The sequence below is a fragment of the Galbitalea sp. SE-J8 genome (genome assembly GCF_030345695.1).
Lineage (GTDB): Bacteria > Actinomycetota > Actinomycetes > Actinomycetales > Microbacteriaceae > JAUASV01.
On the sequence record NZ_JAUASV010000001.1, the window covers coordinates 153,495 to 177,213 of the forward strand.

The following is a 23,719-nucleotide window of genomic DNA, read 5'->3' on the forward strand; positions in this document are numbered from 1 at the left end:
TTGGCTTCGGGTCGGTCAGGGCGTGGTCGTCGGCTCGGGGGTCGGGTCGGTCGGCTCGGGGGTCGGCGTGGACGGCTCCTGGTAGTTGCTGCAGCGCGCGTCGCCCGCATCCCAGAGGTAGGGCGCGAGCGCCGACACCCGATCGTCGGTCCAGGTGATCGCGACCGTGACATCCTTCACCTGGTAGACCGTCGAGGGGATGTTCGTCGGATCGATCCCGGTGAGCTCGGTGCCGTCCTTCGCGTAGTAGCGCGCGCTCACGACGGCGGGCGTGCCGCCGAGCGAGCCGACGTTGCGGGCACTGAAGCCGTGCAGCGTCGCGTCGCAGGTCACTCCCGACTGGCCCTGCACCGAGAGCTGGTACTCGCGATTCGTGACCTGCGGCGTCGCGTCCTTGCGCGCCGGGCAGTACGTGCCGAGCGACCGCTTCGCGCAGTACACCACCGCGATCGCCGGGTCCTGGTTGGAGAGGGACGCGGTGTGCGTCGCGGTGTCGTAGTTCTGCCAGGTGGCGGTGAAGTTGTCCGGGTCGACGGGCGCGCCCGCGCTCTCGTCGACGATCGTGAGCGGGTACCACCCGCTCGTGTTGTACGCGACGCCGCCGACCGTCGTCGTCGTGCCGTCGCTCACGGTGTACTGCAGCGGCGCGGCGCCGACCCCGGGGTTGTACGCCGTGTACGCGTCCTGGGTGCGCGTCGCCGCGAACCCGAAGCCGTTCGTCGCGCACGCGCCCACGTGGTACACCCGGTTGCGCTGGAGCCCGGAGATCGTCGGCGTCGCCGACACGACGGCGTCGCCCCCGGTGGCCTGCACGGCGCCGCCGGAGGGGTCGACCACGCAGGTCGGCGGGGCGGACTGGTAGGCGAAGTAGACCAGCTGCGTCGGCTTCGCGCTGCGGTTCGCGTCCACGGTCACACCGCTCAGCGTGACCGAGCTCTCCGTCGCGGCGACCGAGCCGTCGGCGGTGATCGCGGGACTGCCGGCGACCGTCGTCGTCGAGGTGGCCGCGGCATCCGCGGCCTTCGGACCGGAACCGCTCGGCGGGTCGCCGCTCGTCACGGGCGTCACCGTGATGTCGGTGCGGCCGACCGGGTAGGAGACCACCGCGACCGTGCTGTCGCCGCTGCGGGCCACGGCGCCGCCCGCGCCCGAGATCGAGTAGGCCGTCACCGAGCGCTCGGAGGCGCCGATCGTGACCCGAACGGCACCCGCCGTGCGCGACGTGATGCCGGGGTCGTACACCGGCTCCACGGTGACCTTGCCGAGCCTCGGCAGGGCGTACGACCAGGCCTCGACGCTCGGTCCGGTGGCCGACCGCCCCTCGCTGTTCGTCGCGTAGGCGGTGTAGACGTGGTGGTCGAGGTTCGCGCTCGTGCGGATCGGGCCGCAGCTGCCGTCCGCGGTGCACTGGGCGACGACGCGGTCGCCGCCGTCCATCACGATGTCGAAGCCGCCGAGCGCGGGGAACGCGCTGCGCGCGTCGCCCGGGTCGACCGTGAGCTGGATGCGCTGGTCGTCGTACGCGATCTGGCGAACGGATGCCGGCGCGCGCGGCACCCCGTTGAACCGCCACGTGATCGTGCCGTTGCCGTCGCCCGTGCTGCGGTGGTGGTCGCCCGACGGGTCCTCGACGACGAAGCCGAGCGTGCACTCGACGCCGTCGATGTCGCCCGACCAGGTCGCCGAGACGGTCTTCCTGCCGGACACCGAGAACGTCACCCCCGGGCACACCGAGGGCACGAGCTGCGCGATGGTCAGCGCGCCCGCGTCGGCGAAGTAGTTGTACTCGCCGGGCAGCCCGATCGCGGTGACCCGGCAGTCGCCGCGATCGGTCGCGATCGAGCACTCGACGGTCGTCGACCCGCCGCGCGGCTGCACGTTCGGCGTCGCCCCGACCACGAGGTTGACGACCCCGCGCGCCGCGCTCGAGCCGTACGTGCCGGCGAACGCGATCCCGATCGTGCCGCGGGTGCCCGACACCGCGGAGCCGAGCGCCGCGAACGACACGGTGCGCGTCGCGGGGTCGTAGTGCACGTCCCAGACCGCCGGGTCGGGGTTCGTGACCGTGAAGGCGATGTTCGCGTCATCCGTCTTCGCGCCGGCCCAGCCGACCATGCTCATCAGGTCGAGCGTCTGCGGCGCGAGCTGGGGGTCGGGCACGACCTCGCGCGAGGCGTCGCGCAGCAGCGGCACGGGCGCCTCGGCCTCGACCTGGACCGGCACGAGCAGCGGGGTGTAGAACTCCTGGCCGGCGAGACGCACGGGCACGGCGCACGCGTCGGCGTACGGCGAGCCCTCGCCGGCGGTGTAGCGCACCGTGAGCCCCGACTCGAGCTCGCAGGTCGCGGCGGTGCGCAGCACCGCGCCGATGCCCTTCGCGTCGACCTCGAGTGTCGCGCCGCGCGGCACCGCCACGAGCGAGGCCAGGTCGAACGTCGTGGACTGGTTCTCGTCGACCCGCACCACGCCGGCGCCCGCGCGCAGGGTGAGGATGATGTCGCGCTCTCCCGGCACGAGCAGGAAGCCGTACGACGTGACGGTGCGGCCCTGGTAGTCCTCGCCGGTGAGCGAGAACGGCACGAGCGTCGAGGCGTCCGGCAGCGGTCCCGCGATGCGGTGGCCCGTGACGGTGAACCCGGCCGGCGGATGCCACAGCTCCAGACGAAGCGCGGAGACGTCGCCCGAGAGCCACGTCACGTGGCCCGCGACGACGTCGAGTCCGTCGTTCTCGAACGTCGCGCGGTCGTCCACCCCGACGTAGCTGTCGGTGATGCGCGGGGCATCCGGCACGGCGCTCGGCACGATCTTCACGACCACGTAGCCGGTCGCCGAGTTGAGCCCGTCGGCGGTCGACGCGGTGTAGCGGAACACCCGCGTGCCGGCCGTCGGCCCGGCGAGCACGGTCACCTCGCCGCCGTCGACCTTCGCGACGAGCGCCGCCTGCTCGGCGTACTGCGGGGAGGCCGGGTCGGCGAGATCGGGCACGAGGTCCGACAGCACGAGGGTGCCGCCGAGCGGGTCGATGTCGTTGTCGAGCGGGCGCACGACGACGCGGTTGTCGCCCTGCTCGACCTGCACGTAGTCGGTGAAGGTCACCGGCGTGCTCGACTCGCGCGCAGCGAGGATGCCGACCCGCACGGTCGCGGTGCCGACCGCCCCCTGCGGGTCGCGCACCTCGTACTGGAACTCGTCGGTGCCCGCGTAGCTCGCGTCGAGGGCCGTGTAGCGGATGCTCGCGCCGTCGGGCGCGATGCTCGCCGCACCGTGCGCGGGCTGGCTCGCGATGCGGCTGAGCAGCACGGCGTCGCCGTCGGGATCGACGCCGTGCCCGTCGAACGGGATCGTCACCGTCTGCCCGGCCGCGACCCGGGCGTCGAGCGCGCGGGGCCGGGGCTTCTGGTTGTCGCCGGTCGCCGTGACGGTCACCAGGATGTCGCCCGTGTCGGCCTTCGCGGGCGCTCCCGCCGAGTACACCGTGTAGCGGATCGTGTACGTGCCCGCCGTCTGCGGCGCGAGCACCCGCACCACGTCGCCCGAGGCGAAGGCGAGCCCGCCGTCGCCGTCCGAGGCGGTCGCGTCGGCACTCGGGTCGAGCACGAGCGCGTTGCCGTCGGTCGCCACGTCGTTCGCGAGCACCGGCACGTCGACCTGGGCGCCGGCCCGCACGACGACCGCGTCGTCGACCGCGATGGGGCGCTGGGCGTCCTGCGCGTCGAGCAGGATGACGGTCGCGACCCCGGTGACGCGGCGGTCGGCATCCGCGGTGCCGTCGGAGACGACGTAGTCGACCGTGCCGAGCACGCCCGGCCCGCCGTTCGCCGTCGAGCCCTTCACGCGCAGCAGGCGGTGCCCGACGACGTCCGCGAACAGCGCGTTGCCGCCGCGCTGGTGCGTCGTGGCCGACTCGAGCACGAGCAGCCGGTCGGCGGGGTTCGACACCGCGGCGAACACGTCGACCGTGGTGTCGAGGGTGGGCCGCACGAACACCGTGATCGGCGCCGTGGTCAGGCGCAACTCGTCGTCGGGCAGCACGGTGACCCGCACGAACGCGCTCAGCCCCGTCGTGCGGGCGTCGTCGACGTCGAAGCGCACCACGAAGGTGCCGGCGACCGTCGACGACACCTCGAGGCTCGTCGCGTCGGCGCCGACCGCGACGGATGCCGCATCGAACGTCGTCGTCGCGTTCGCGAGCGAGAACGCGCCGTCCGCGCCCTGGATGTGGGCCGCCGGGTCGATCACGAGCTCGCGCCCGATGCTCGTCGTCGCCGAGAACGGGGTGGCGGTGAGCACGGGCGCCGACGTGATCGAGACGGTCAGATCGCGCTCGCCCGTGTCGCCGCGCGCGTCGGCGACCGTGACCTGGATCGTGACGGGCGCGCCGGCCGCGGCCGCGGCATCCGGATGCTGGAAGTAGACCGTGCCGTCCTCGCCGACCGCGACGCTGCCCGGGTCGGCGGGGTTCTTCTTCACGGCCGAGGCGACGTAGACCGGGTCGCTCTCCGGGTCGACCCAGCCGTTCAGCACCTGCGCGCTCGCGGTGCCGCCGGGCGCGACCTGCATCGAGGGCCACGGTGTGACCTCGGCGCACACCGGGTCGCCGCCGCACCAGGCGGGGGCGTGCTCGGCGTCGTCGTCGACGACCGTGAGCCGCACCGTGGCCGAGACCCGGTGCGCGTCGTCGCCGTCGGTGATCTGGTAGCTGAACCCCGCCGTGCCCGACGCGTGGTCGGCGACGCGCACGGCGACCCGGCCGAGCTCGCTCGTGATGCGCGCCTCGCCGAACGCCGGGTCGAGTCCCGTGACCGAGCCCGGCACGATCGTCAGCACGTCGTCGTTCGGATCGTGGTCGTTGAGCAGCACGGGCAGGCTCGCGAGCTCGCCGGCGCGAACGCCGAACGCGTCGTCCGTCGCGATCGGCGGCAGCGGGTCGCGGATCTGCGTCACCTCGGCGTCGCCGCCGATCGTCGTGCGGTCGGGGTCGCCCGCCGCCCAGTCCTGGCTCGACGCCACGAGCGTGCCGTCGGCGGTCCACACCCAGCCGGACGCGTCGTCGTTGAGGATGAGCTCGGAGCCGTTGTCGCGCAGCACCGGCGCGGGCTGCGCGCCCGCCGTCGCCGTGCCGAACGACAGCGGTGCCGGGCCGGGCCGGTCGCTGCGCCACAGCGTGCCGGCCGTCCCGCCGGCCGGCAGCCACGCGGCGTAGGTCACGCCGCGGAACCGGCGCGGCGCGGCCGGCGTGCCGAGCGTCGGGCCGGGCGCGATCGGCGTCGACACGGCGAGGTCGTCGAGGTCGAGCTCGTAGAGCCCCGTCACGGTCGCCGCGAACACGCTCGACCCGGATGCCGCGGGCGCCTCGAGCGCCACCTGGTCCGCACCGCCGAGGTCGACGTCGACGCCCTGCGGATGCTCGCGCGTCCAGAACCGTCCCGTGCCGTCGAACAGCACCCACGCGTCGCCGACCGCGGTGAGCTGCGGCGCCGGGTCGTCGGGCACCGCCGCCACCCGGGTCTCGTCGACGACGACGCCCGTGGCGAGGTCGAAGGCGAGCACCGCGCGACGGCCGCTGGAGTACGCGTAGAGGGTGCCATCCGTTCCGATCGCGATCGCGGCCGCCGAGTACGGGTCGGGGTCCGCGTGCGGGTCGGTCGCCGGGAACGGGTCGACGGCGGCGGGCGCCGAGACGCCGGCGGCCGAGACCACCGACGTCGAGACGCTGCCCGCGCTGCTGAGGAACGCCATCCGGTCGCCCGTGGCCGTGACGCTCTGCGTGCCCGGCGGCGCCGACTCGAGCGCGTCGTCGTCGGTCACGAGGTCCGGCGGGCGGGCCGGGTCGACGACGCCGTACTTGAGGTCGTCGTCCGTGAGCACGACCACGGCATCCGCGGTCTGCACGATCGACGACGGCGCACCCGCGGGCTTCACCGTGTCGAGCTCGGCGAGGTCGGTGTTGACGCGCGCGTAGCGGGGCGATCCGGTGCGGGTGTCCTGGTTGATCGCCCACACGCTCGGGTTGCGCACCGGAGCCTGCTTCTCGTCGAAGCCCTGCGCGACGATCGCCCCGCCCACGAGCCCCGCCGACACGAGCACGGCGATGCCGCCGCGCAGCAGCGCCCCGCGCGTCGGCCGGCGACGATCGGAGCCGGGCGGCCGCGCCATCACAGCCCGCCGATCACGATCGAGGCGACGATCGCCGCAACGCCGAGCACCACGACGACGCCCGTCACGACGACGAGTGCCACGAGGCCGCGGCGGCGCGCGGGCGGGGCGGAGAACAGCTCGTCGTCGGCCGTCGCCGCGCGCACCGGCCCCGTGCTGCGCGGCCGGGCGCGGCGGCTCTCGTGCGGCACCGTCGAGGCCACCGGCCCGCGCGGCGCGCCCGGATCGGCGGGCAGCGCGCCCGACCCGCTCACGGTCGTCCAGCCCTCCGCCGCGACCTCGAGCGGGGTCGGCATCAGGTCGAGGTCGCGCTGCACCCGCTGCAGCTCGACGACGATCTCGAGCATCGACGCCGGGCGGCGCGCCGGGTCGCGCTCCATGGTGCTGCGCAGCAGCTCCTCGAGCCGCTGCGGCACGTCCGGCCGCCCGGTCGGCGTGTATCGCGCCCGGCGGATGCGACGGATCAGGTCGTCGCGCGTGTTGCGCCCGGCCGTCTCGACCTCGAACGGCGTGCGGCCCGCGAGCAGCGTGTAGAGCGTCGCGCCGAGCGCCCAGACCTCGCTCGCGACCGTGCCCGACGTGGCGTAGTCGACGACCTCCGGCGCGCTCCACGGCACGCTCATCGCCTCCAGGTCGTCGCGGCGCGAGCTGCCGATCGCGACCGCGATGCCGAAGTCGGCGAGCACGGGCGTGCCGAACGTCGTGGTGAGGATGTTCGACGGCTTGATGTCGCGGTGCAGGATGCCCTCCCGCACGGCCGTCTCGAGCGCGCTCGCGATCTTCACCCCGGTGTGCAGCACCTCGGGCACCGGGATCGCCTCGATCCGGTAGCGCGAGCCCATCGAGCCGGGGCAGAGCTCCATGACGAGGTAGGGCCGGCCGTCCGCCGACGTGCTCGCGTCGTACACCGTGACGATCGACGGATGCGCGCCCAGCCGGGCCATCACATCCGCCTCCGACGCGAACATGCGGCGCACGTCCTCGTCGACGACGTTGTGACGCAGCACCTTCACGGCGACGGCGCGGCGCGGCATGTCCTGCTCGAACAGGAACACGTCGGCGAACCCGCCGCGGCCGAGCGCGCGGACGTGGGTCAGCCCGGCGAGCACCGGCGGGCGCTCGGGCGGTCTGCCGGCCACGCGCACCTCCCCCTGCTCCCGCTCATCCTAGGCGAGCGCCCTGCCCCCGACCGGGGGGCTGTGGATGCGACGAGGGGCCCCGCGGAGAATCCGCGGGGCCCCTCGTTCGCGCCGTGTGACGGGCGCCGGGATCAGCTGTAGCTGCCGCCCGAGTAGTCGTCCGAGCTGAAGGTGTCGAAGTCGACGAAGCTCAGGTCGGACTCGGAGAACGCGCCGTCATCCGTGAAGATGCGGTTCGGGTAGCGCTCGGCCTTGGCCTCCTCCGTGGCGTCCACGGCGATGTCGCGGTAGTGCGACAGGCCGGTGCCCGCGGGGATGAGCTTTCCGATGATGACGTTCTCCTTGAGGCCGACGAGCGGGTCGCTCTTGCCCTCCATGGCCGCCTGCGTGAGCACGCGGGTCGTCTCCTGGAACGACGCGGCGGACAGCCACGACTCGGTCGCGAGGCTGGCCTTGGTGATGCCCATGACCTCCTGGCGAGCGGATGCCGTCTTCTTGCCCTCCGAGAGCGACGCCCGGTTGATCTCGTTGTACCGCGAGCGGTCGACGAGCTCACCCGGCAGCAGGTCGGTGTCGCCGTGGTCGACGACGGTGACCTTGCGCAGCATCTGGCGCACGATGACCTCGATGTGCTTGTCGTGGATCGGCACGCCCTGCGAGCGGTAGACGCCCTGCACGCCGTCGACGAGGTGCTGCTGCACAGCGCGGACGCCGCGCACGCGCAGCACCTCCTTGGGGTCGAGGTTGCCGACGTGCAGCTGCTGGCCGAGCTCGACGTGCTGGCCGTCCTCGACGAGCAGGGTCGCGCGCTTGAGCACCGGGTACGCCACGACCTCGTCGCCGTTGTCCGGCGTGAGCAGCAGGCGACGGGCGCGGTCGGTGTCCTCGAGCGTGATCGTGCCGGCGGCCTCCGCGATCGGCGACGCGCCCTTCGGGGTGCGGGCCTCGAAGAGCTCCGTGACGCGGGGCAGACCCTGCGTGATGTCGTCCGCGCTCGCCACACCACCGGTGTGGAAGGTGCGCATCGTGAGCTGCGTGCCGGGCTCGCCGATCGACTGGGCGGCGATGATGCCGACCGCCTCGCCGATGTCGACGAGCAGGCCCGTCGCGAGCGAGCGGCCGTAGCAGACCGCGCACACGCCGACGGCGGACTCGCACGTGAGCACCGAGCGCACCTTGATGGTGCCGACGCCCGCCGCGACGAGCTTGTCGATGAGCACGTCGCCGACATCCGCCCCGGCCTCCGCGATCACCGTGCCGTTCTCGTCCACCGCGTCCGCGGCGAGCGAGCGGGCGTAGACCGAGTTCTCGACGTTCGCGTCGCGCACCCACTTGCCCGCGGCATCCTGCGTCGCGATCGGCAGGTCGAGACCCTTCGACGTGCCGCAGTCGTGCTCACGGATGATGACGTCCTGCGAGACGTCGACGAGACGACGCGTCAGGTAGCCCGAGTCGGCCGTGCGGAGCGCGGTGTCGGCGAGGCCCTTGCGCGCGCCGTGGGTCGAGATGAAGTACTCGGCCACCGTCAGGCCCTCCTTGTAGGAGTGCACGATCGGACGCGGGATGATGTCGCCCTTCGGGTTCGACACGAGGCCGCGCATACCGGCGATCTGGCGCACCTGCATCCAGTTGCCTCGGGCGCCGGACGACACCATGCGGTTGATGTTGTTCGACTGGCCGAAGTTGGCCTGCATCGCCTCGGCCACCTCGGCCGTCGCCTTGTTCCAGATCTCGATGAGCTCCTGGCGACGCTCCGGGGCGGTCGTGAGACCGAGGTCGAACTGCTCCTGCACCGTGGCGGCCTGCTGCTCGTAGCCCGCGATGATGTCCTGCTTGTTCGGCGGGGTCACGATGTCGGACAGCGCGACCGTCACGCCCGAACGGGTCGCCCAGCGGAAGCCGGCGTCCTTGATCCGGTCGAGGGTCGCGGCGACCTCCACCTTCGGGTACCGCTCCGCGAGGTCGTTGACGATCGCCGAGAGCCGGCCCTTGTCGGCGACGGCCTCGACGTACGGGTAGTCCGCCGGGAGCGTCTCGTTGAAGATCGCGCGGCCGAGCGTGGTCTCGATCAGGAGCGTGCCGCCCTGCTCGAATCCCGCTGCGTCGTCCAGCTGCGCGGCGACATCCTCGGCGAGGTACAGGTCGTCGACGCGGATCTTGACCTTCGCGTTCAGGTCGAGCGTGCCCTGGTCGAACGCCAGGATCGCCTCGGCGACGGACGCGAACGCGCGACCCTCGCCGACGGCGCCCTCCGTGAGCGTCGTGATGTGGTGCAGACCGATGATCATGTCCTGCTGCGGCAGGGTCACCGGGCGGCCGTCCGACGGCTTGAGGATGTTGTTCGACGCGAGCATGAGGATGCGGGCCTCGGCCTGCGCCTCCACGCTCAGCGGCAGGTGCACGGCCATCTGGTCACCGTCGAAGTCGGCGTTGAACGCCGCGCACACGAGCGGGTGCAGCTGGATGGCCTTGCCCTCGACGAGCTGCGGCTCGAAGGCCTGGATGCCGAGGCGGTGCAGCGTGGGCGCGCGGTTGAGCAGCACCGGACGCTCGCGGATGATCTCCTCCAGCACGTCCCAGACCTGCGGGCGCGAGCGCTCCACCATCCGCTTCGCGGACTTGATGTTCTGCGCGTGGCTCAGGTCGATGAGGCGCTTGATCACGAACGGCTTGAACAGCTCGAGGGCCATCTGCTTGGGCAGACCGCACTGGTGCAGCTTGAGCTGCGGGCCGACGATGATGACCGAGCGGCCCGAGTAGTCGACGCGCTTTCCGAGCAGGTTCTGGCGGAACCGGCCCTGCTTCCCCTTGAGCATGTCGCTCAGGGACTTCAGCGCCCGGTTGCCGGTGCCCGTGACCGGACGACCGCGACGGCCGTTGTCGAACAGCGCGTCGACGGCCTCCTGCAGCATCCGCTTCTCGTTGTTGACGATGATCTCGGGCGCGCCGAGGTCGAGCAGACGACGCAGGCGGTTGTTGCGGTTGATCACGCGACGGTAGAGGTCGTTGAGGTCGGAGGTCGCGAAGCGGCCGCCGTCGAGCTGCACCATCGGGCGCAGCTCCGGCGGGATCACGGGGACGACCTCGAGCACCATCGCGGCCGGCGAGTTGCCGGTGGCGAGGAACGAGTTCACGACGCGCAGGCGCTTGATGGCGCGGATCTTCTTCTGACCCTTGCCGTTCGCGATCTGGTCGTGCAGGATCTCGGCCTCCGCCGCGAGGTCGAAGTCCTCGAGACGGCGCTTGATCGCCTCCGCGCCCATGTAGGCCTCGAAGTACAGGCCGAAGCGGTCCTGCAGCTCGTGGAACACGGCATCCTCGGGCTTGAGCTCGCCGACCTTGAGGTTGCGGAAGTCGTCCCAGACGCGCTCGAGCTGGCCGATCTGCTCGTCGAAGGAGCGACGGATCTGGCCCATCTCCTTCTCGGCGCCGTCCTTGACGCGACGCTTCTGGTCGGCCTTGGCCCCCTCGGCCTCGAGGGCCGCGAGGTCCTCCTCGGCCTTCACGCTGCGGCGCGCGATGGCGTCGTCGCGCTGCTGCTCGAGGGTCTTGATCTCGAGGCGCACCTCGTTCTCGAGGCCCGGGAGGTCCTCGTGACGGGCCTGCTCGTCGACCGAGATGACCATGTACGCGGCGAAGTAGATGACCTTCTCGAGGTCCTTCGGCGCCATGTCGAGCAGGTAGCCGAGGCGGCTCGGCACGCCCTTGAAGTACCAGATGTGGGTCACGGGCGCGGCGAGCTCGATGTGGCCCATGCGCTCACGGCGCACGGAGGACTTGGTGACCTCCACACCGCAGCGCTCGCACACGATGCCCTTGAAGCGCACGCGCTTGTACTTGCCGCACGAGCACTCCCAGTCGCGGGACGGGCCGAAGATCTGCTCTCCGAACAGGCCGTCCTTCTCGGGCTTGAGCGTGCGGTAGTTGATGGTCTCCGGCTTCTTGACCTCGCCGTGCGACCACTTGCGGATGTCCTCGGAGGTAGCGAGGCCGATCTTGATCTCGTCAAACGCGTGAACGTCGAGCAATGTCTCTTCTTCTCTTCTCGTGATTCAGAAGTTCGTCAGTGAGCCGGGCTTCAGATCTCGTCGATCGACGAGGACTCGAAGCGGGCCGAGATGTTGATGCCGAGCTCCTCCGCCGCGCGGAAGGCCTCGTCATCCGTGTCACGCAGGTTGACGGCCGAGCCGTCGGCCGAGAGCACCTCGACGTTCAGGCACAGCGACTGCATCTCCTTGATGAGCACCTTGAAGCTCTCCGGGATGCCGGGCTCCTGGATGTTCTCGCCCTTGACGATCGCCTCGTAGACCTTGACCCGGCCGAGGATGTCGTCGGACTTGATCGTGAGGAGCTCCTGCAGGGCGTAGGCGGCGCCGTAGGCCTCGAGCGCCCACACCTCCATCTCGCCGAAGCGCTGGCCGCCGAACTGCGCCTTACCACCGAGCGGCTGCTGGGTGATCATCGAGTAGGGGCCCGTGCTGCGGGCGTGGATCTTGTCGTCCACGAGGTGGTGCAGCTTGAGGATGTACATGTAGCCGACCGACACCGGGTGCGGGAACGGCTCGCCGGAGCGGCCGTCGAACAGCTGCGCCTTGCCGGAGTTGCCGATCAGGCGCTCGCCGTCGCGGGTCTCGAGCGTCGAGTCGAGCAGACCGGCGATCTCCTCCTCGAACGCACCGTCGAACACCGGGGTCGCGACCTTCGTGCCGGGGGCGGCCTCGAAGGCGCTCTCCGGCAGCTGCGCGGCCCATTCCGGCTGCCCGTCGACCTTCCAGCCGGTCTTCGCGATCCAGCCGAGGTGCGTCTCGAGCACCTGGCCGAAGTTCATGCGACCGGGGATGCCGAGCGGGTTCAGGATGACGTCGACCGGGGTGCCGTCCGCGAGGAACGGCATGTCCTCGACGGGCAGGATCTTCGAGATGACGCCCTTGTTGCCGTGACGGCCGGCGAGCTTGTCGCCCGCGGTGATCTTGCGCTTCTGGGCGATGTACACGACCACGCGCTGGTTGACGCCCGAGCCGAGCTCGTCGTCGTTCTCCGCGGAGAACTCCTTGACCGCGATGATCGTGCCCTCTTCGCCGTGCGGCACCTTGAGCGACGTGTCGCGCACCTCGCGGCTCTTCTCGTTGAAGATCGCGCGCAGCAGGCGCTCCTCGGCGGAGAGCTCGGTCTCGCCCTTCGGCGTGACCTTGCCGACCAGGATGTCGCCGGGGCGCACCTCGGCGCCGATGCGGATGATGCCGCGCTCGTCGAGGTCGGCGAGCAGCTCCGGGCTCACGTTGGGGAGGTCACGGGTGATCTCCTCCTTGCCGAGTTTGGTGTCGCGCGCGTCGACCTCGTACTCCTCGATGTGGATCGACGAGAGCACGTCGTCCTTCACGAGGTTCTGGCTGAGGATGATCGCGTCCTCGTAGTTGAGGCCCTCCCACGGCATGAACGCCACGAGCAGGTTCTTGCCGAGCGCGAGCTCGCCGTTCTCCGTCGCGGGGCCGTCGGCGATGACCTCGCCGGCCTCGATCCGGTCGCCGGTGTTCACGATGACGCGGTGGTTGTAGCTCGTGCCCTGGTTGGAGCGGTCGAACTTGCGCAGGTAGTAGTCCTGCGTGCCGCCCTCGTCCAGCTGGATGGTCACGACATCCGCGCTCACCTCGGAGACGACGCCGGCCCTGTCGGCGGTGACGACGTCACCCGCGTCGATGGCGGCGTAGCCCTCCATGCCGGTGCCGACGAGCGGCGACTCGGAACGGAGCAGCGGCACGGCCTGGCGCTGCATGTTGGCGCCCATGAGCGCGCGGTTCGCGTCGTCGTGCTCGAGGAAGGGGATGAGCGAGGTCGCGACCGACACCATCTGGCGCGGCGAGACGTCCATGTAGCCGATGAGCTCGGTCGGCACGAGGTCGACCTCGTCGCCCTTGCGGCGGGCGAGCACGCGGTCCTCGGCGAAGCGCTTGTCGTCGGTGAGCGGCGCGTTGGCCTGGGCGACGATGAAGTCGTCCTCCTCGCTCGCCGTCAGGTACTCGATCCGGTCGGTGACCTTGCCGTCGACGACCTTGCGGTACGGCGTCTCGATGAAGCCGAACGCGTTGATACGCGCGAACGACGCGAGCGAGCCGATGAGGCCGATGTTCGGGCCCTCCGGAGTCTCGATCGGGCACATCCGGCCGTAGTGCGAGGGGTGCACGTCGCGCACCTCGACGCCCGCGCGCTCGCGGCTCAGCCCGCCGGGGCCGAGCGCGCTCAGGCGACGCTTGTGCGTCAGGCCCGCGAGCGGGTTGTTCTGGTCCATGAACTGCGACAGCTGGCTCGTTCCGAAGAACTCCTTGATCGCGGCGACGACCGGACGCACGTTGATGAGCGTCTGCGGCGTGATCGCCTCGATGTCCTGCGTCGTCATGCGCTCGCGCACCACGCGCTCCATGCGCGACAGTCCGGTGCGCACCTGGTTCTGGATGAGCTCGCCGACCGCGCGGATGCGGCGGTTGCCGAAGTGGTCGATGTCGTCGACGTCGAGGCGGATGTCGACGGGCTTGCCGTCGCGCACACCGTCGATCGCGTAGACGCGGTCGCCGATCTCGCGCACCGCCGGGCTCGACGTGTCGTGCAGCGCGACGAGGTACTTGATGGTCGCGATGATGTCGTCGACCGTGAGCACCGAGTCGCTCAGCGGCGCGTCGATGCCGAGCTTGCGGTTGATCTTGTAGCGGCCGACCTTCGCGAGGTCGTAGCGCTTCGGGTTGAAGTAGAAGTTGTCGAGCAGCGCACGCGCGGCCTCGGCGGCGACCTGCTCGCCCGGACGGAGCTTGCGGTAGATGTCCTTGAGGGCCTCCTCCTTGGTGAGGATGGCATCCTTCTCGAGGGTCGCGGCGATCGACGGGAAGCCCTGGAACTTCTCCAGGATGTCCTCGCTCGTCAGGCCCAGGGCCTTGAGGAACACGGTGACGCTCTGCTTGCGCTTGCGGTCGATGCGCACGCCGACCTGGTCGCGCTTGTCGATCTCGAACTCGAGCCAGGCACCGCGGCTCGGGATGATGCGCGCGGAGAAGATGTCCTTGTCGGAGAGCTTCTCGGCGGCCTTGTCGAAGTAGACGCCGGGCGAACGGACGAGCTGCGACACGACGACGCGCTCGGTGCCGTTGATGATGAAGGTGCCCTTCTCGGTCATGAGCGGGAAGTCGCCCATGAAGACCGTCTGGGTCTTGATCTCACCGGTGAGGTGGTTCATGAACTCGGCGTTCACGTAGAGCGGGGCGGCGAACGTCTTGCCGCGCTCCTTGCACTCGCCGATGGAGTACTTCGGCTCTTCGAGCTCGGGCTCCGAGAACGACAGCTGCATCGTCTCGCCGAGGTCCTCGATCGGGCTGATCTCCTCGAAGATCTCCTCGAGCCCGGAGCGCGTCGCGAGGTCGGTGCGGCCGGCGGCCTCACCCTCGGCGACGCGGTTCTTCCAGGTGTCGTTGCCGACGAGCCAGTCGAAGCTCTCGGTCTGCAGCGCGAGGAGGTCGGGGACGGTCAGCGTGTCGCTGATCTTCGCGAACGAGAGCCGCGAGTGGGCCCTGCCGTTCTTGGGGGACGTGGAGTTGGTGGACGCATTGCGCGCAGCAGCCAAGGAAAACTACCTCCGTGTGGATCCGTGCCAGGCGCACGGATCGGAATTCGGCATCGAGGGATCGCTCACCAGCGGCCCGTCTCGGGCCGTCCCCGCCGCTATACTCGGGGGGCGCAGCTCGTCCGCAATATGACAGCCGCGACCACCTGGGAGCGCAAGGAATCAGTATAGCCCTACTTTGCGCCGCGTGTCGAGCCCGATCTTGACCGCATCCGCGGTATGGGCTATGTTCCGGCGCTGCCGCGCTGCGGCGCTCCCGCCCTGCCGTGCTGCGGCGCTCCCGCCCTGCGGCGCTCCCGCCCTGCCGCCCGCTCGTGCTTGCTGCCGCCCACAACGGATTTCACGGAGTCTCGCGGTGCAATCCCCACGGCGTGCGGGCAGTAGCGGATCGGTCATGCGCAAGTCCGTGAAATCCGTTGCGGGGCGGGCGACCTCACCAGTCCCGGTCGGATTCGATCCGGATCCAGCTCGCCGACGGCACGCGGACGCGACGCCGCTCAAGCACGACGGTGCGCACGGTCGCCGCGAGGTTGGCGACGAGCGCGACGCGGCGACGCACGGATGACGGCTCCTGTGCCGCGATCAGCCACACGTCGCGGTCGACCTGGCCGCTCGGTTCGAGCAGCTGCCAGCCTGAGATCTCGCGTAGCGCGGCGAGCGCCGCCGCCACGGGCGCATCGCCGTCCTCGTCCCGCACGCCCCGAGGGCCCGTCGTCTCGAAGTAGGCAATGCTTGCCGCGCCCGCGCCCGCGAGGGAGGCCGCACTGCCGATCGTCCACGCCGCGAGGGCCGGTGCCCACTGTCGCGCGTCGATGTCAGTGGACCCCGGCGGACTTCCTGCGAACGGCCCTGCCACGACAGGGGGCAGTGGCTCGGTGGCGATAAACCGCGGAAGCAGGGTCACGGGACCGACGTGCACCGCCGCGCCCTTCGCGATCCGGGCCGCCTCGCCGGTCACAGTCCCCTGCACCGCAAGGGACTCGACCAGCTGGGCTCGGCTTCGCTCGTGCACCTGCGGAGAGGCACCGAACGTCATCGCGACATCCTCCGGCACGGCCCCGACCGGCAGGCGATTGAGTTCCGCGAAGTGCCCGCGCGTGCCGGCGATCAGCTCCACGTCGAGCGCGCGTCGGCGCACGAACCCCTGCAGCGCTGCCCAGAGAGCGGGCTCGGTCGCGTGCGTTCGCGCCGAGAAGACACCCACCCGCACGACCCCCTGAGCGGGAAGTTCGGCCACGGCGCGTTCGACGTGAGACGCGTCGTCCGCGACGATGCGCACGTCGAGCGGTGCCCCATTTGCCTCCCCGGTGGCGCGTTCAAGCGCGCCGCGAACACTGTCCGCCCGCGCGTCGACTTCAACGAGAACGAAGTCGAGCTGCGGGGTCGACGCGGGACTGGCGCGTCGCGACCAGCCGTGTCCTGACCAGTGGGTGGTGGTGGCAATGCCTATCGCCGGAACTGGGCGGTCCGTCGGCTGGAACCGCACGATCGGCGGTTCGGGAGGCGAGGCAGCGAGCCGCGTTGCCCGTTCCGCGGAGGGCGCCGGCTCGCTCGCCAGCACCAACGACTGGTGCACGGTCGTCCCGGCTCGCTGCATCACTGGCGCGGGACGCTCGAGCGGAGTCGAGTACGTCTTGAACGACGCGTCAGTCCAGTTGCGTTGATCTTCCATCTCGAAGACGTCGCCATCGAATCGCAGGCGGTGCTCGCGATTGCCGACTCGCCACGTCAGTCCGCTGATGTCGCGGGCGGGCTGATCGGGGGCGACGTGCACCGGGAACGCGGTCTCGGTCGTTGCTCCGCTCGGATGCCGAACCCGCAGTGGCGAACCCGCCACGGTGAGCGGATGGAGGGCGACGAGTCCGATCCGATTGCGATCGAAATCGACGTGGTTCTCGAGCTCGAGGTCCACGTGCAACTCGGCTCCTGCATCCCGTGCGGCGAGGGTTCCGCTGATGTCGGCGCCGAGACCGACCATCGTGAGCCGAAGTGTCATTCGCGCTGGTCGGCGCTCCACCTCCATCACGGTGACCGGAACCGTAGACCACCGCCGGTCGCGAGCCGCCGCGCGAACGGAGCGCAGCACCACCGTGCCATCGAGGGCGATGTTCGCGAGTTCGTCGCCTCGGACCTCGATCGACCAGCGACCGCTGCTCCAGCGCCACCCGGATGGTTCGTCGTCACCCCACCCCGTAGCCCCACGTGCGGGAGCGAGTCGCTCTTCCCCCGACGTCACAGGGTCGTCGATCCGCCGTTGATCTCGAAGAGTCCGCCCGTGCTGAATCCGGATTCGTCGCTGGCGAGATAGACCATGATTCCCTCGACGTCGGAGGCGACACCCGCGCGCCCCATCGGAATGGCGTCGATGAGGCTGGCACGGGCTGCCGGATCGTGCGCGAGCGTATCGACGAGCGGTGTCTCGGTGTACGCGGGAACGACCGCGTTCACCCGGATGCCGGACCGCGCGTACGCGGCCGCGACCGTGCGGGTCAGCCCGTGAATGCCCGCTTTCGAGACCGAGTACGCGGTGAAGTCGGCGCCGCCGCCCCGGATCCCGGTCGGACTGCCGGTGAGAATCACCGAGCCGCCATGTCCCGCGAGCATCGCTCGCACCGCGTGTTTGACCGTGAGGAAGGTGCCCGTCAGATTGATGTCGAGCGTCCGTCGCCAGACCGCGAGGTCCAGTTCGGCTGCGGGCGCATCCTGGCCGAAGAGCTGCACGCCGGCGTTCGCAACGACGATGTCGGGCGACCAGCCCGCACGGACGAGCTCCCCGAAGACCCGCTCGATCGCACTCTCGTCGGCGATGTCCATCTCCAGCCACCGGCGGTCGGCAGTGGACCCCGCGGCAGCGCGCACTCTGCGGACATCGATGTCCGCGTAGACGACACGCGCTCCCTCGGCGGCGAACCGATCGGCGACGACGCGGCCGATGCCGCTTGCGGCGCCGGTGACGAGAGCGGTGTGACCGCTGAGACGCTCGGACATGGGCGAACCAATCAGAAGAGGGTGGGGGTGGTATGCCATCATATGTCTAGATCGAGAGGGTTCCCGTGCGTGTGCTCATCATTGGCGGTGCTGGCCTGATCGGCTGGGCGGTGGGCCGCGACCTCGCGCTCGCCGGTCACGGCGTCACGGCGCTCACTCGTACGGCGACCGTGCCTCTCGCGGCTCACGTCGCGCGGCGGCTGGGCGATCGGGACGAGCCAGGCGTGCTGGGAGGGATCGCCCGGGAGGGATGGGATGCCGTGGTCGACTTGGTCTGCTTCTCGCCAGCGCAGGCGGAGCGGTCCATCGCGGCGTTCCGCGGAAACACGTTGCGCTACGTGATGTGCAGCACCGTCGATGTGTACCGGAAGGATGCGGTGGCCCTCCCGATCGCCGAGACCGCCCCCCGCAACCCATCGCCCCGGTTTCCGTACGCGTTCGGCAAGGCCCGCTCGGAGGAGGTGCTCGAGAACGCTGCGGAGCGAGGGCTTTTCGATCTGACAGTGGTGCGCCCGGCAGCCACATACTAGAACACCGCGGTCGCGCCGCTCGGGAGCTACCAGCTCTACATCGAGCGCCTTCGGGCGGGACTGCCGATCGTGCTCCACGGTGATGGCTCGTCCATCTGGTCGGCACTGCACCGCGACGACCTGGCCCGCGCGTTCGTCGGAGCCGTCGAGACGCGCTCCACCAATCGCGCCTACAACGCCGCAAGCGACGAGCTCTACTCGTGGAATCGGTATTGGCGGATCGTGGCGCAGGCCGTCGGGGTCGAGGACCCGCGCATCGTGCACATCCCCACGGACGTGATTGCCCGGCTCTCCGCCGACGGGGCCCCGTGGTGCGTGCAGAACTTCCAGTACAGCAACGTTTTCGACACCACCGCTGCGCACCGCGACCTCGGCTTCGATCCGACCATCGACTGGCCCACCGGCGCGGCGGGTCTCGACACCGAATTCGTGACGCCCGTCAGTGCGACCGTACGTGCGGACCTCGAATCGATACTCGCGCGCTGGCACGCGGCGACCGACGAGCTCCCCCGCTGACCACTGCCGACTCGGGTACCGCCCCGCGCGAACCGGCTTCACTCGGGCGCGACCACGACGCGCACGGTGACGATCTCGAACGGGCGGACGGTCACGTCCACACCCGCGGTATCGGCGAGCACGAGATCCTCGAGCGGCCGCTCGAGGAGGTCCGCGCGGACGATCCGCTCGATCGGAACGTCGAGGCGCACGCACGCGGCCGCTCGAGCGCCCTCGGACTCGTAGAGGCGGACGATGAGATCCCCGCTGCCATCGTGCGCGAGTTTGACCGCCTCGACGAGCACTGAACTCGACGCTCCGTGGCGATCCGTGATCTTCACCAGGGATGCCACCGGTTCGGCCCCGAGCACGATCCGCTCCTGCAGGTTGAGCCGGTAACCCTCCTCGATCGCCTCACGCACCCCGGCATCGGGTCTGATCGCTACGGACATGCGGTGCACGCCCTGGTCGGCTTCGGGATCGGGATAGAGGGGCGCACGCACCAGAGACAGCCCGACGACCGTGAGTCGACCGCCGCCGGGTCGCGATCGCGTCGTGACGTCGTACCCATAGGTCGAGTCGTTCGCGATGGCTACGCCATAGCCCTGCTCGCCTACATGCACCCAGCGATGAGCGCACACTTCGAACCGTGCCGCATCCCACGACGTGTTGCGGTGCGTCGGCCGACGCACGTATCCGAACTGGGTCTCCGCTGCGACCGTCTCGGTCGAGATGTCGAGCGGTACCTCGAGCTTGAGCAGCGACTGGCGTTCGCGCCAGTCGATAGCGATGTCGAGGTCGAGTGCGTCCGCGTCGCCGCGGAGCGTGAGGCGGACGGTCAGCGCGGATCGCCCTCCGATGCGGCCGGTGACCGATACGGTGACCGCGTGCTCGTCACGCTCGACCCGACGAGCCGAGCCGACGCCGAACTCCGCGCGGCTCTGCCGGAAGTGCTCGTCGATGTCCCACGCGTCCCACTGGTTGGGAACATCGCGATGCACGACGAACACGGCAGCCGGAGTCTGCGGTGCGATGGCATCACGGCCGGTTCGATGGTCGACGAGCGAGACGATTCCGCCGATCTCATCGATCGCTGCGCGGATGCGGCCGTTGTCGAGGACGACCAGGCCGTCCTCATCCTCGACGGCCGTGACCCGGCGACGCGAGCCCGGAAGCGCAACGGGCCCGATCCCGAGCTCCGGCACGCCCAAACGAAGGCGCGGACCGGCGTTCACCCCCAGAGCAACGTGCCCCGTCCCGACGAGCACGCGCAACGCGGATTCGATGAGCCTCTCGGCCCGGGCGGCGACGTCGGCGTAGTGCTCCTCGGCATCCTGGTACACCCACGCGATCGACGATCCCGGCAGGATGTCGTGGAACTGCAGGAGGAGAACGTTCTGCCACAGCGCACGAAGCTCCTCGGCCGGATACGGAACTCCACGACGCAGTGTCGCGCTCGTGCACCACAACTCGGCCTCGCGGAGCAGGTGTTCGCTGCGCCGATTGCCCTGCTTCGCCCGCAACTGCGACGTGAAAATCCCCCGATGCAGTTCGAGGTACATCTCGCCGCTCCAGACGGGCGGGCGCGGGTACTCCGCCTCGGCGCGCCGGAAGAATTCCTCCGGGGTTCCCAGCGTGACGCGAGGAGATCCCTCCAGCGAACGGGCTCGTGCCGCGTTCGCGAGCATCTCGCGCGTGGGCCCGCCGCCGCCGTCCCCCCAGCCGAACGGCGCGAGCGACACGGAGCCGCGTCCGTGCTCCCGGTAGCCGCGCTCGGCGTGCGCGAGCTCGCGGGCCGAGAGGTCCGAGTTGTAGGTATCGACCGGCGGGAAGTGAGTGAACACCCGGCTACCGTCGATGCCCTCCCAGTGGAAGGTGTGGTGCGGCATCCGGTTGGTCTGGTTCCAGGAGAGCTTCTGCGTCAAGAAGTAGCGCGCTCCCGACCCCCGCGCGATCTGCGGAAGAGCGCCGGAGTACCCGAACGAGTCGGGCAGCCACACCACGGTCGTGTCGATCCCGAACTCGTCGCGGAAGAAGGTGCTGCCCTCGAGGAACTGCCGCACCATCGACTCCCCGCCGGGCATCATCGTGTCGGCTTCGACCCACATCCCCCCGACTGGCACGAACTCACCCCGCGCGACAGCGGCTCTGATGCGCTCGAAGAGCTCCGGGTAGCGCTCTTTGATCCAGGCGTACTGCTGCGCCGATGACGCGGCGAAGCGGAAGTCCGGATGCTGGCGCGCGAGCGCGAGCACGTTGGAAAAGGTGCGCGCGACCTTGCGCACGGTCTCCCGGAGCGGCCACAGCCACGCGGAATCGATATGCGCATGCCCCACCGCCACGACCTCGTGCGAACTCGGCCAGGCCGGCGACGCGAGTGTCGGTGCGAGCACCGCGCGGCCCGCGCCCGCCGTGCTTCCGACGTCGAACGGGTCGACGACGTCCACCATCCGGTCGAGCGCGCGAACGATGTCGGCGCGCCGGGGCGTGTGCTCGCTGAGTTCGCGAGCGAGCGCGAGCAGCACGCGAACATCCTGCACGAGCTCCCAGGCCATGCGATCTCTCAGCACGAGCTCTGCGCGGCGCAGCGCATACAGCGGTTGCGTACCGGCCGTGCTCTTGAGCCCGAGTGGTGTCGGCACGAAGCTGTAGTCCATTGTCACGTCGGGATTCGCCGCCGCCTCTATGAACAGGTGTACCGCGCGGGCATCCGGGTCGTCGAGGAGCGTGAGAGGAACGGCGTTGTTGCGCGGCGCCAGCCCTTTGACGATCCGGCCGACGCGCGTGTAGACGAGACCCTCGGCCTGGAATCCGGGGCGGTGGCCGAATCCGAGATCGACCACCAGCTCGATCGCCGTGACTTCATCGTCGCGCCATTCGGCTGGGACCTGCGCCCGGAGGTCGAACCAGACGGTGTCCCATGGCGCGCCCCACGGCTCACCGACTTCGAACGGGACGAACGGGGCCGACGGCACGTCGGCGAACGGTACGGGCTCACCGCCCACGGTCCAGGCCGCGAGCGTCACACCGGCGGAGTCGCGCTCGCACGCGGGCACGAGCACCTCACGGAGAAAGCGCTCCACACGGCCGAAGACGAGCTCAGTGTCGTCATGCATGCACGGGATCCGCAGGCATCGGCTCGATCAGGGCCCGCAGCACCGCGACGCCGCTCCGAGCCCAAGCGGACTCGGTGCGCCACAGCCTCTCCGGGGAGGCGTCGGGTGCAAGCCACGACTCGATGACGATCGAGATCCGAGAGCCCGCTCCTCCGACGGCGGCTACGAGGGCGGGGACGTCGAGCATGCCCTCACCGAGCGCGGTTCCCTCGACCACGAGCCCCAGGCCGTGGTCGGCACGGCGAATGCGGAAGTCCTTCGCGTGCACCATGACCGCGTGCGGTGCGAGCGCCGCGATCACGCGACCAGGTTCCTCCGGCACCGCGAAGGAATTGACCGTGTCGAGGCAGACTCCGACGCGCGACGATCCGACCGCGACGACGATGTCCCTCAGGCGTCCAACGGAGAGACGGTCGTGATTCTCGATCGCGAGGGTCACACCTGCCTGTTCAAGCCTCGGCACCGCGGCCCGGAGGAGCGCGATGGCGGTCAGCGAATCGGGCTGGTCCGCGCCGCGATCGAGCACCGTCCGCAGCGTGCGCGCCCCCACCAGGGTCGCTCGCTTCAGTGCGTCCTCGAGGTCCGTCGCTCGAATACCGCGGGTGCCGACCTCGATCGCCAGGTCCAGCGTCTCTGCTCTTCTACGAAGCGAGTCGAGTCGCTCGGGAACGGCGGCGAAGAAGGCCGGCAGGTCCGCGATCTGGAGCACGTCGGCGCCGATCGCGCTCGCCTCCTCGAGCAGTCCGTCAAGCCCGAATGAAGGCCGGGGATGCGCACCAGTCATCCCGAGGCTCCATGGATAGCTGTAGCTCGAGACACCGACGCGCATCAGTCGTCGCCGCCCGTGATCGCCCGAACACTCTCGAGGATCGCTTCCGGCTCGAAGATGCGGTACCAATCGTCCCGGACGATCTGCCCTCGCGCTTTGGCGAGCGCGAGTTGCGCGCCATCGGACAGCTTCCAGTCGAGCTGGCCGAAGAGCAGGGCGATTCCGATCTGCAGATGACCCATGCAGAAGTCGTGTGCCGCTGCCTCGGGCACTCCGGCCGCGATCACCCGGTCCAGTCCCTCGCGGATGAGGGCGATGCACCCGTTGGTGAGCGTCTCGCTCAGCGCTGGTTCGAGCATCGCCATCTGCTCCACCGTGATCCGATGGGCTGCCGACACCGGCGCGAACATCTCGATGACGACCCGCTCCACGAGTGCGGTCGGCTCCTCCGGTCCCCAGGCGTGCGCGAATACCACTGCCTGTTGAGCCAGTCCGCCACCCCAGTAGTCAGCCCGCTGCTCGGCGCGCGGCTCGGCCAGCAGGCTGTACAACGGCGGATGAGTCGGATGGGTCACGAAGCAGCTGACGTCGGGCCGCGGAGCGATTCGGCCAGCCGCGATAGCCGCCGGGTCGAGGAAGAGCACGCTGGTGCCGACACCGAGCTTGGGCACGATGTCGGCCGCGACGTGACGGACGATCGCGTCGGGAACCGCGAAGATCACGACATCCGACCCGACTACGGCGTCCTCTGCTGACGCAAGCTGAATGCCGAGGCCGAGGCTCTCGAGACGAAGTCGACCGCTTTCGCCAGGCTCGACATATCGCAGTTCGAAGCCCCTCTCGCGCAAAGGTGCGGCAATACGCCGACCCATGTTGCCTCCGGCTCCGAGAATGGTGATGACGGTCACGATGGTCGTTCC

Annotated in this window: 11 protein-coding genes; 2 read left to right on the forward strand and 9 right to left on the reverse strand. The window is 70.2% G+C overall.

The genetic code is table 11. The features are described from left to right. Positions 1–15: 15 nt before the first annotated feature. The 6 genes from QT381_RS00765 to QT381_RS00790 form a co-directional block, all read right to left on the reverse strand. Positions 16–6,156, reverse strand: a complete 6,141-nt coding sequence (locus tag QT381_RS00765; protein ID WP_289246682.1) for an Ig-like domain-containing protein — start codon at positions 6,154–6,156, stop codon at positions 16–18. Next, on the reverse strand, positions 6,156–7,295 hold the full coding sequence (locus QT381_RS00770; protein ID WP_289246683.1) for a serine/threonine-protein kinase: 1,140 nt from the start codon (positions 7,293–7,295) through the stop codon (positions 6,156–6,158). The genes QT381_RS00765 and QT381_RS00770 overlap by 1 nt, the downstream gene beginning before the upstream one ends. A 131-nt stretch (positions 7,296–7,426) precedes the next feature. After that, a complete protein-coding gene (locus QT381_RS00775; RefSeq protein ID WP_289246684.1) occupies positions 7,427–11,323 on the reverse strand; it encodes a DNA-directed RNA polymerase subunit beta' in 3,897 nt (1,298 codons plus the stop codon). 50 nt (positions 11,324–11,373) lie between these two features. Next, positions 11,374–14,901 (reverse strand): DNA-directed RNA polymerase subunit beta, encoded by a 3,528-nt coding sequence (rpoB, locus tag QT381_RS00780; protein WP_289246685.1) that lies wholly within the window; start codon positions 14,899–14,901, stop codon positions 11,374–11,376. A gap of 433 nt (positions 14,902–15,334) precedes the next feature. After that, positions 15,335–17,137 (reverse strand): D-apionate lactonase family protein, encoded by a 1,803-nt coding sequence (locus QT381_RS00785; protein WP_502877393.1) that lies wholly within the window; start codon positions 17,135–17,137, stop codon positions 15,335–15,337. After that, the gene (locus QT381_RS00790) at positions 17,134–17,928 is read right to left on the reverse strand and encodes an SDR family NAD(P)-dependent oxidoreductase (RefSeq protein ID WP_289246687.1); all 795 of its coding nucleotides are present in this window, start codon (positions 17,926–17,928) and stop codon (positions 17,134–17,136) included. Before QT381_RS00790 ends, QT381_RS00785 begins: the two co-directional genes overlap by 4 nt. 26 nt (positions 17,929–17,954) lie before the next feature. Between QT381_RS00790 and QT381_RS00795 the strand changes: the two genes are divergently transcribed. Then, entirely contained in the window at positions 17,955–18,419 is a 465-nt protein-coding gene (locus tag QT381_RS00795; protein ID WP_289246688.1) for an NAD-dependent epimerase/dehydratase family protein, read from the forward strand. Positions 18,420–18,641: 222 nt separating this feature from the next. Beyond that, positions 18,642–18,935: a hypothetical protein gene (locus QT381_RS00800; protein WP_289246689.1), complete on the forward strand. Its 294-nt coding sequence runs from the start codon at positions 18,642–18,644 to the stop codon at positions 18,933–18,935. A gap of 38 nt (positions 18,936–18,973) precedes the next feature. On the opposite strand, the gene QT381_RS00805 is transcribed toward QT381_RS00800, so the two are convergent. The 3 genes from QT381_RS00805 to QT381_RS00815 are packed head-to-tail and all read right to left on the reverse strand — an operon-like array spanning position 18,974 to position 23,707. Beyond that, a complete protein-coding gene (locus tag QT381_RS00805; RefSeq protein ID WP_289246690.1) occupies positions 18,974–22,030 on the reverse strand; it encodes an alpha-mannosidase in 3,057 nt (1,018 codons plus the stop codon). Next, the gene (locus QT381_RS00810) at positions 22,023–22,859 is read right to left on the reverse strand and encodes a sugar phosphate isomerase/epimerase family protein (protein WP_353889740.1); all 837 of its coding nucleotides are present in this window, start codon (positions 22,857–22,859) and stop codon (positions 22,023–22,025) included. The genes QT381_RS00805 and QT381_RS00810 overlap by 8 nt, the downstream gene beginning before the upstream one ends. Next, positions 22,859–23,707 (reverse strand): phosphogluconate dehydrogenase C-terminal domain-containing protein, encoded by an 849-nt coding sequence (locus QT381_RS00815; RefSeq protein WP_289246691.1) that lies wholly within the window; start codon positions 23,705–23,707, stop codon positions 22,859–22,861. Before QT381_RS00815 ends, QT381_RS00810 begins: the two co-directional genes overlap by 1 nt. Positions 23,708–23,719: the final 12 nt, after the last annotated feature.

Bases quoted from the DNA above. Each gene is read 5' to 3' on its own strand.
- QT381_RS00805 (WP_289246690.1), bottom strand. From the start codon at position 22,030: ATGCATGACGACACTGAGCTCGTCTTCGGCCGTGTGGAGCGCTTTCTC.
- QT381_RS00790 (WP_289246687.1), bottom strand. From the start codon at position 17,928: ATGGCATACCACCCCCACCCTCTTCTGATTGGTTCGCCCATGTCCGAG.
- QT381_RS00810 (WP_353889740.1), bottom strand. From the start codon at position 22,859: ATGCGCGTCGGTGTCTCGAGCTACAGCTATCCATGGAGCCTCGGGATG.
- QT381_RS00765 (WP_289246682.1), bottom strand. From the start codon at position 6,156: ATGGCGCGGCCGCCCGGCTCCGATCGTCGCCGGCCGACGCGCGGGGCG.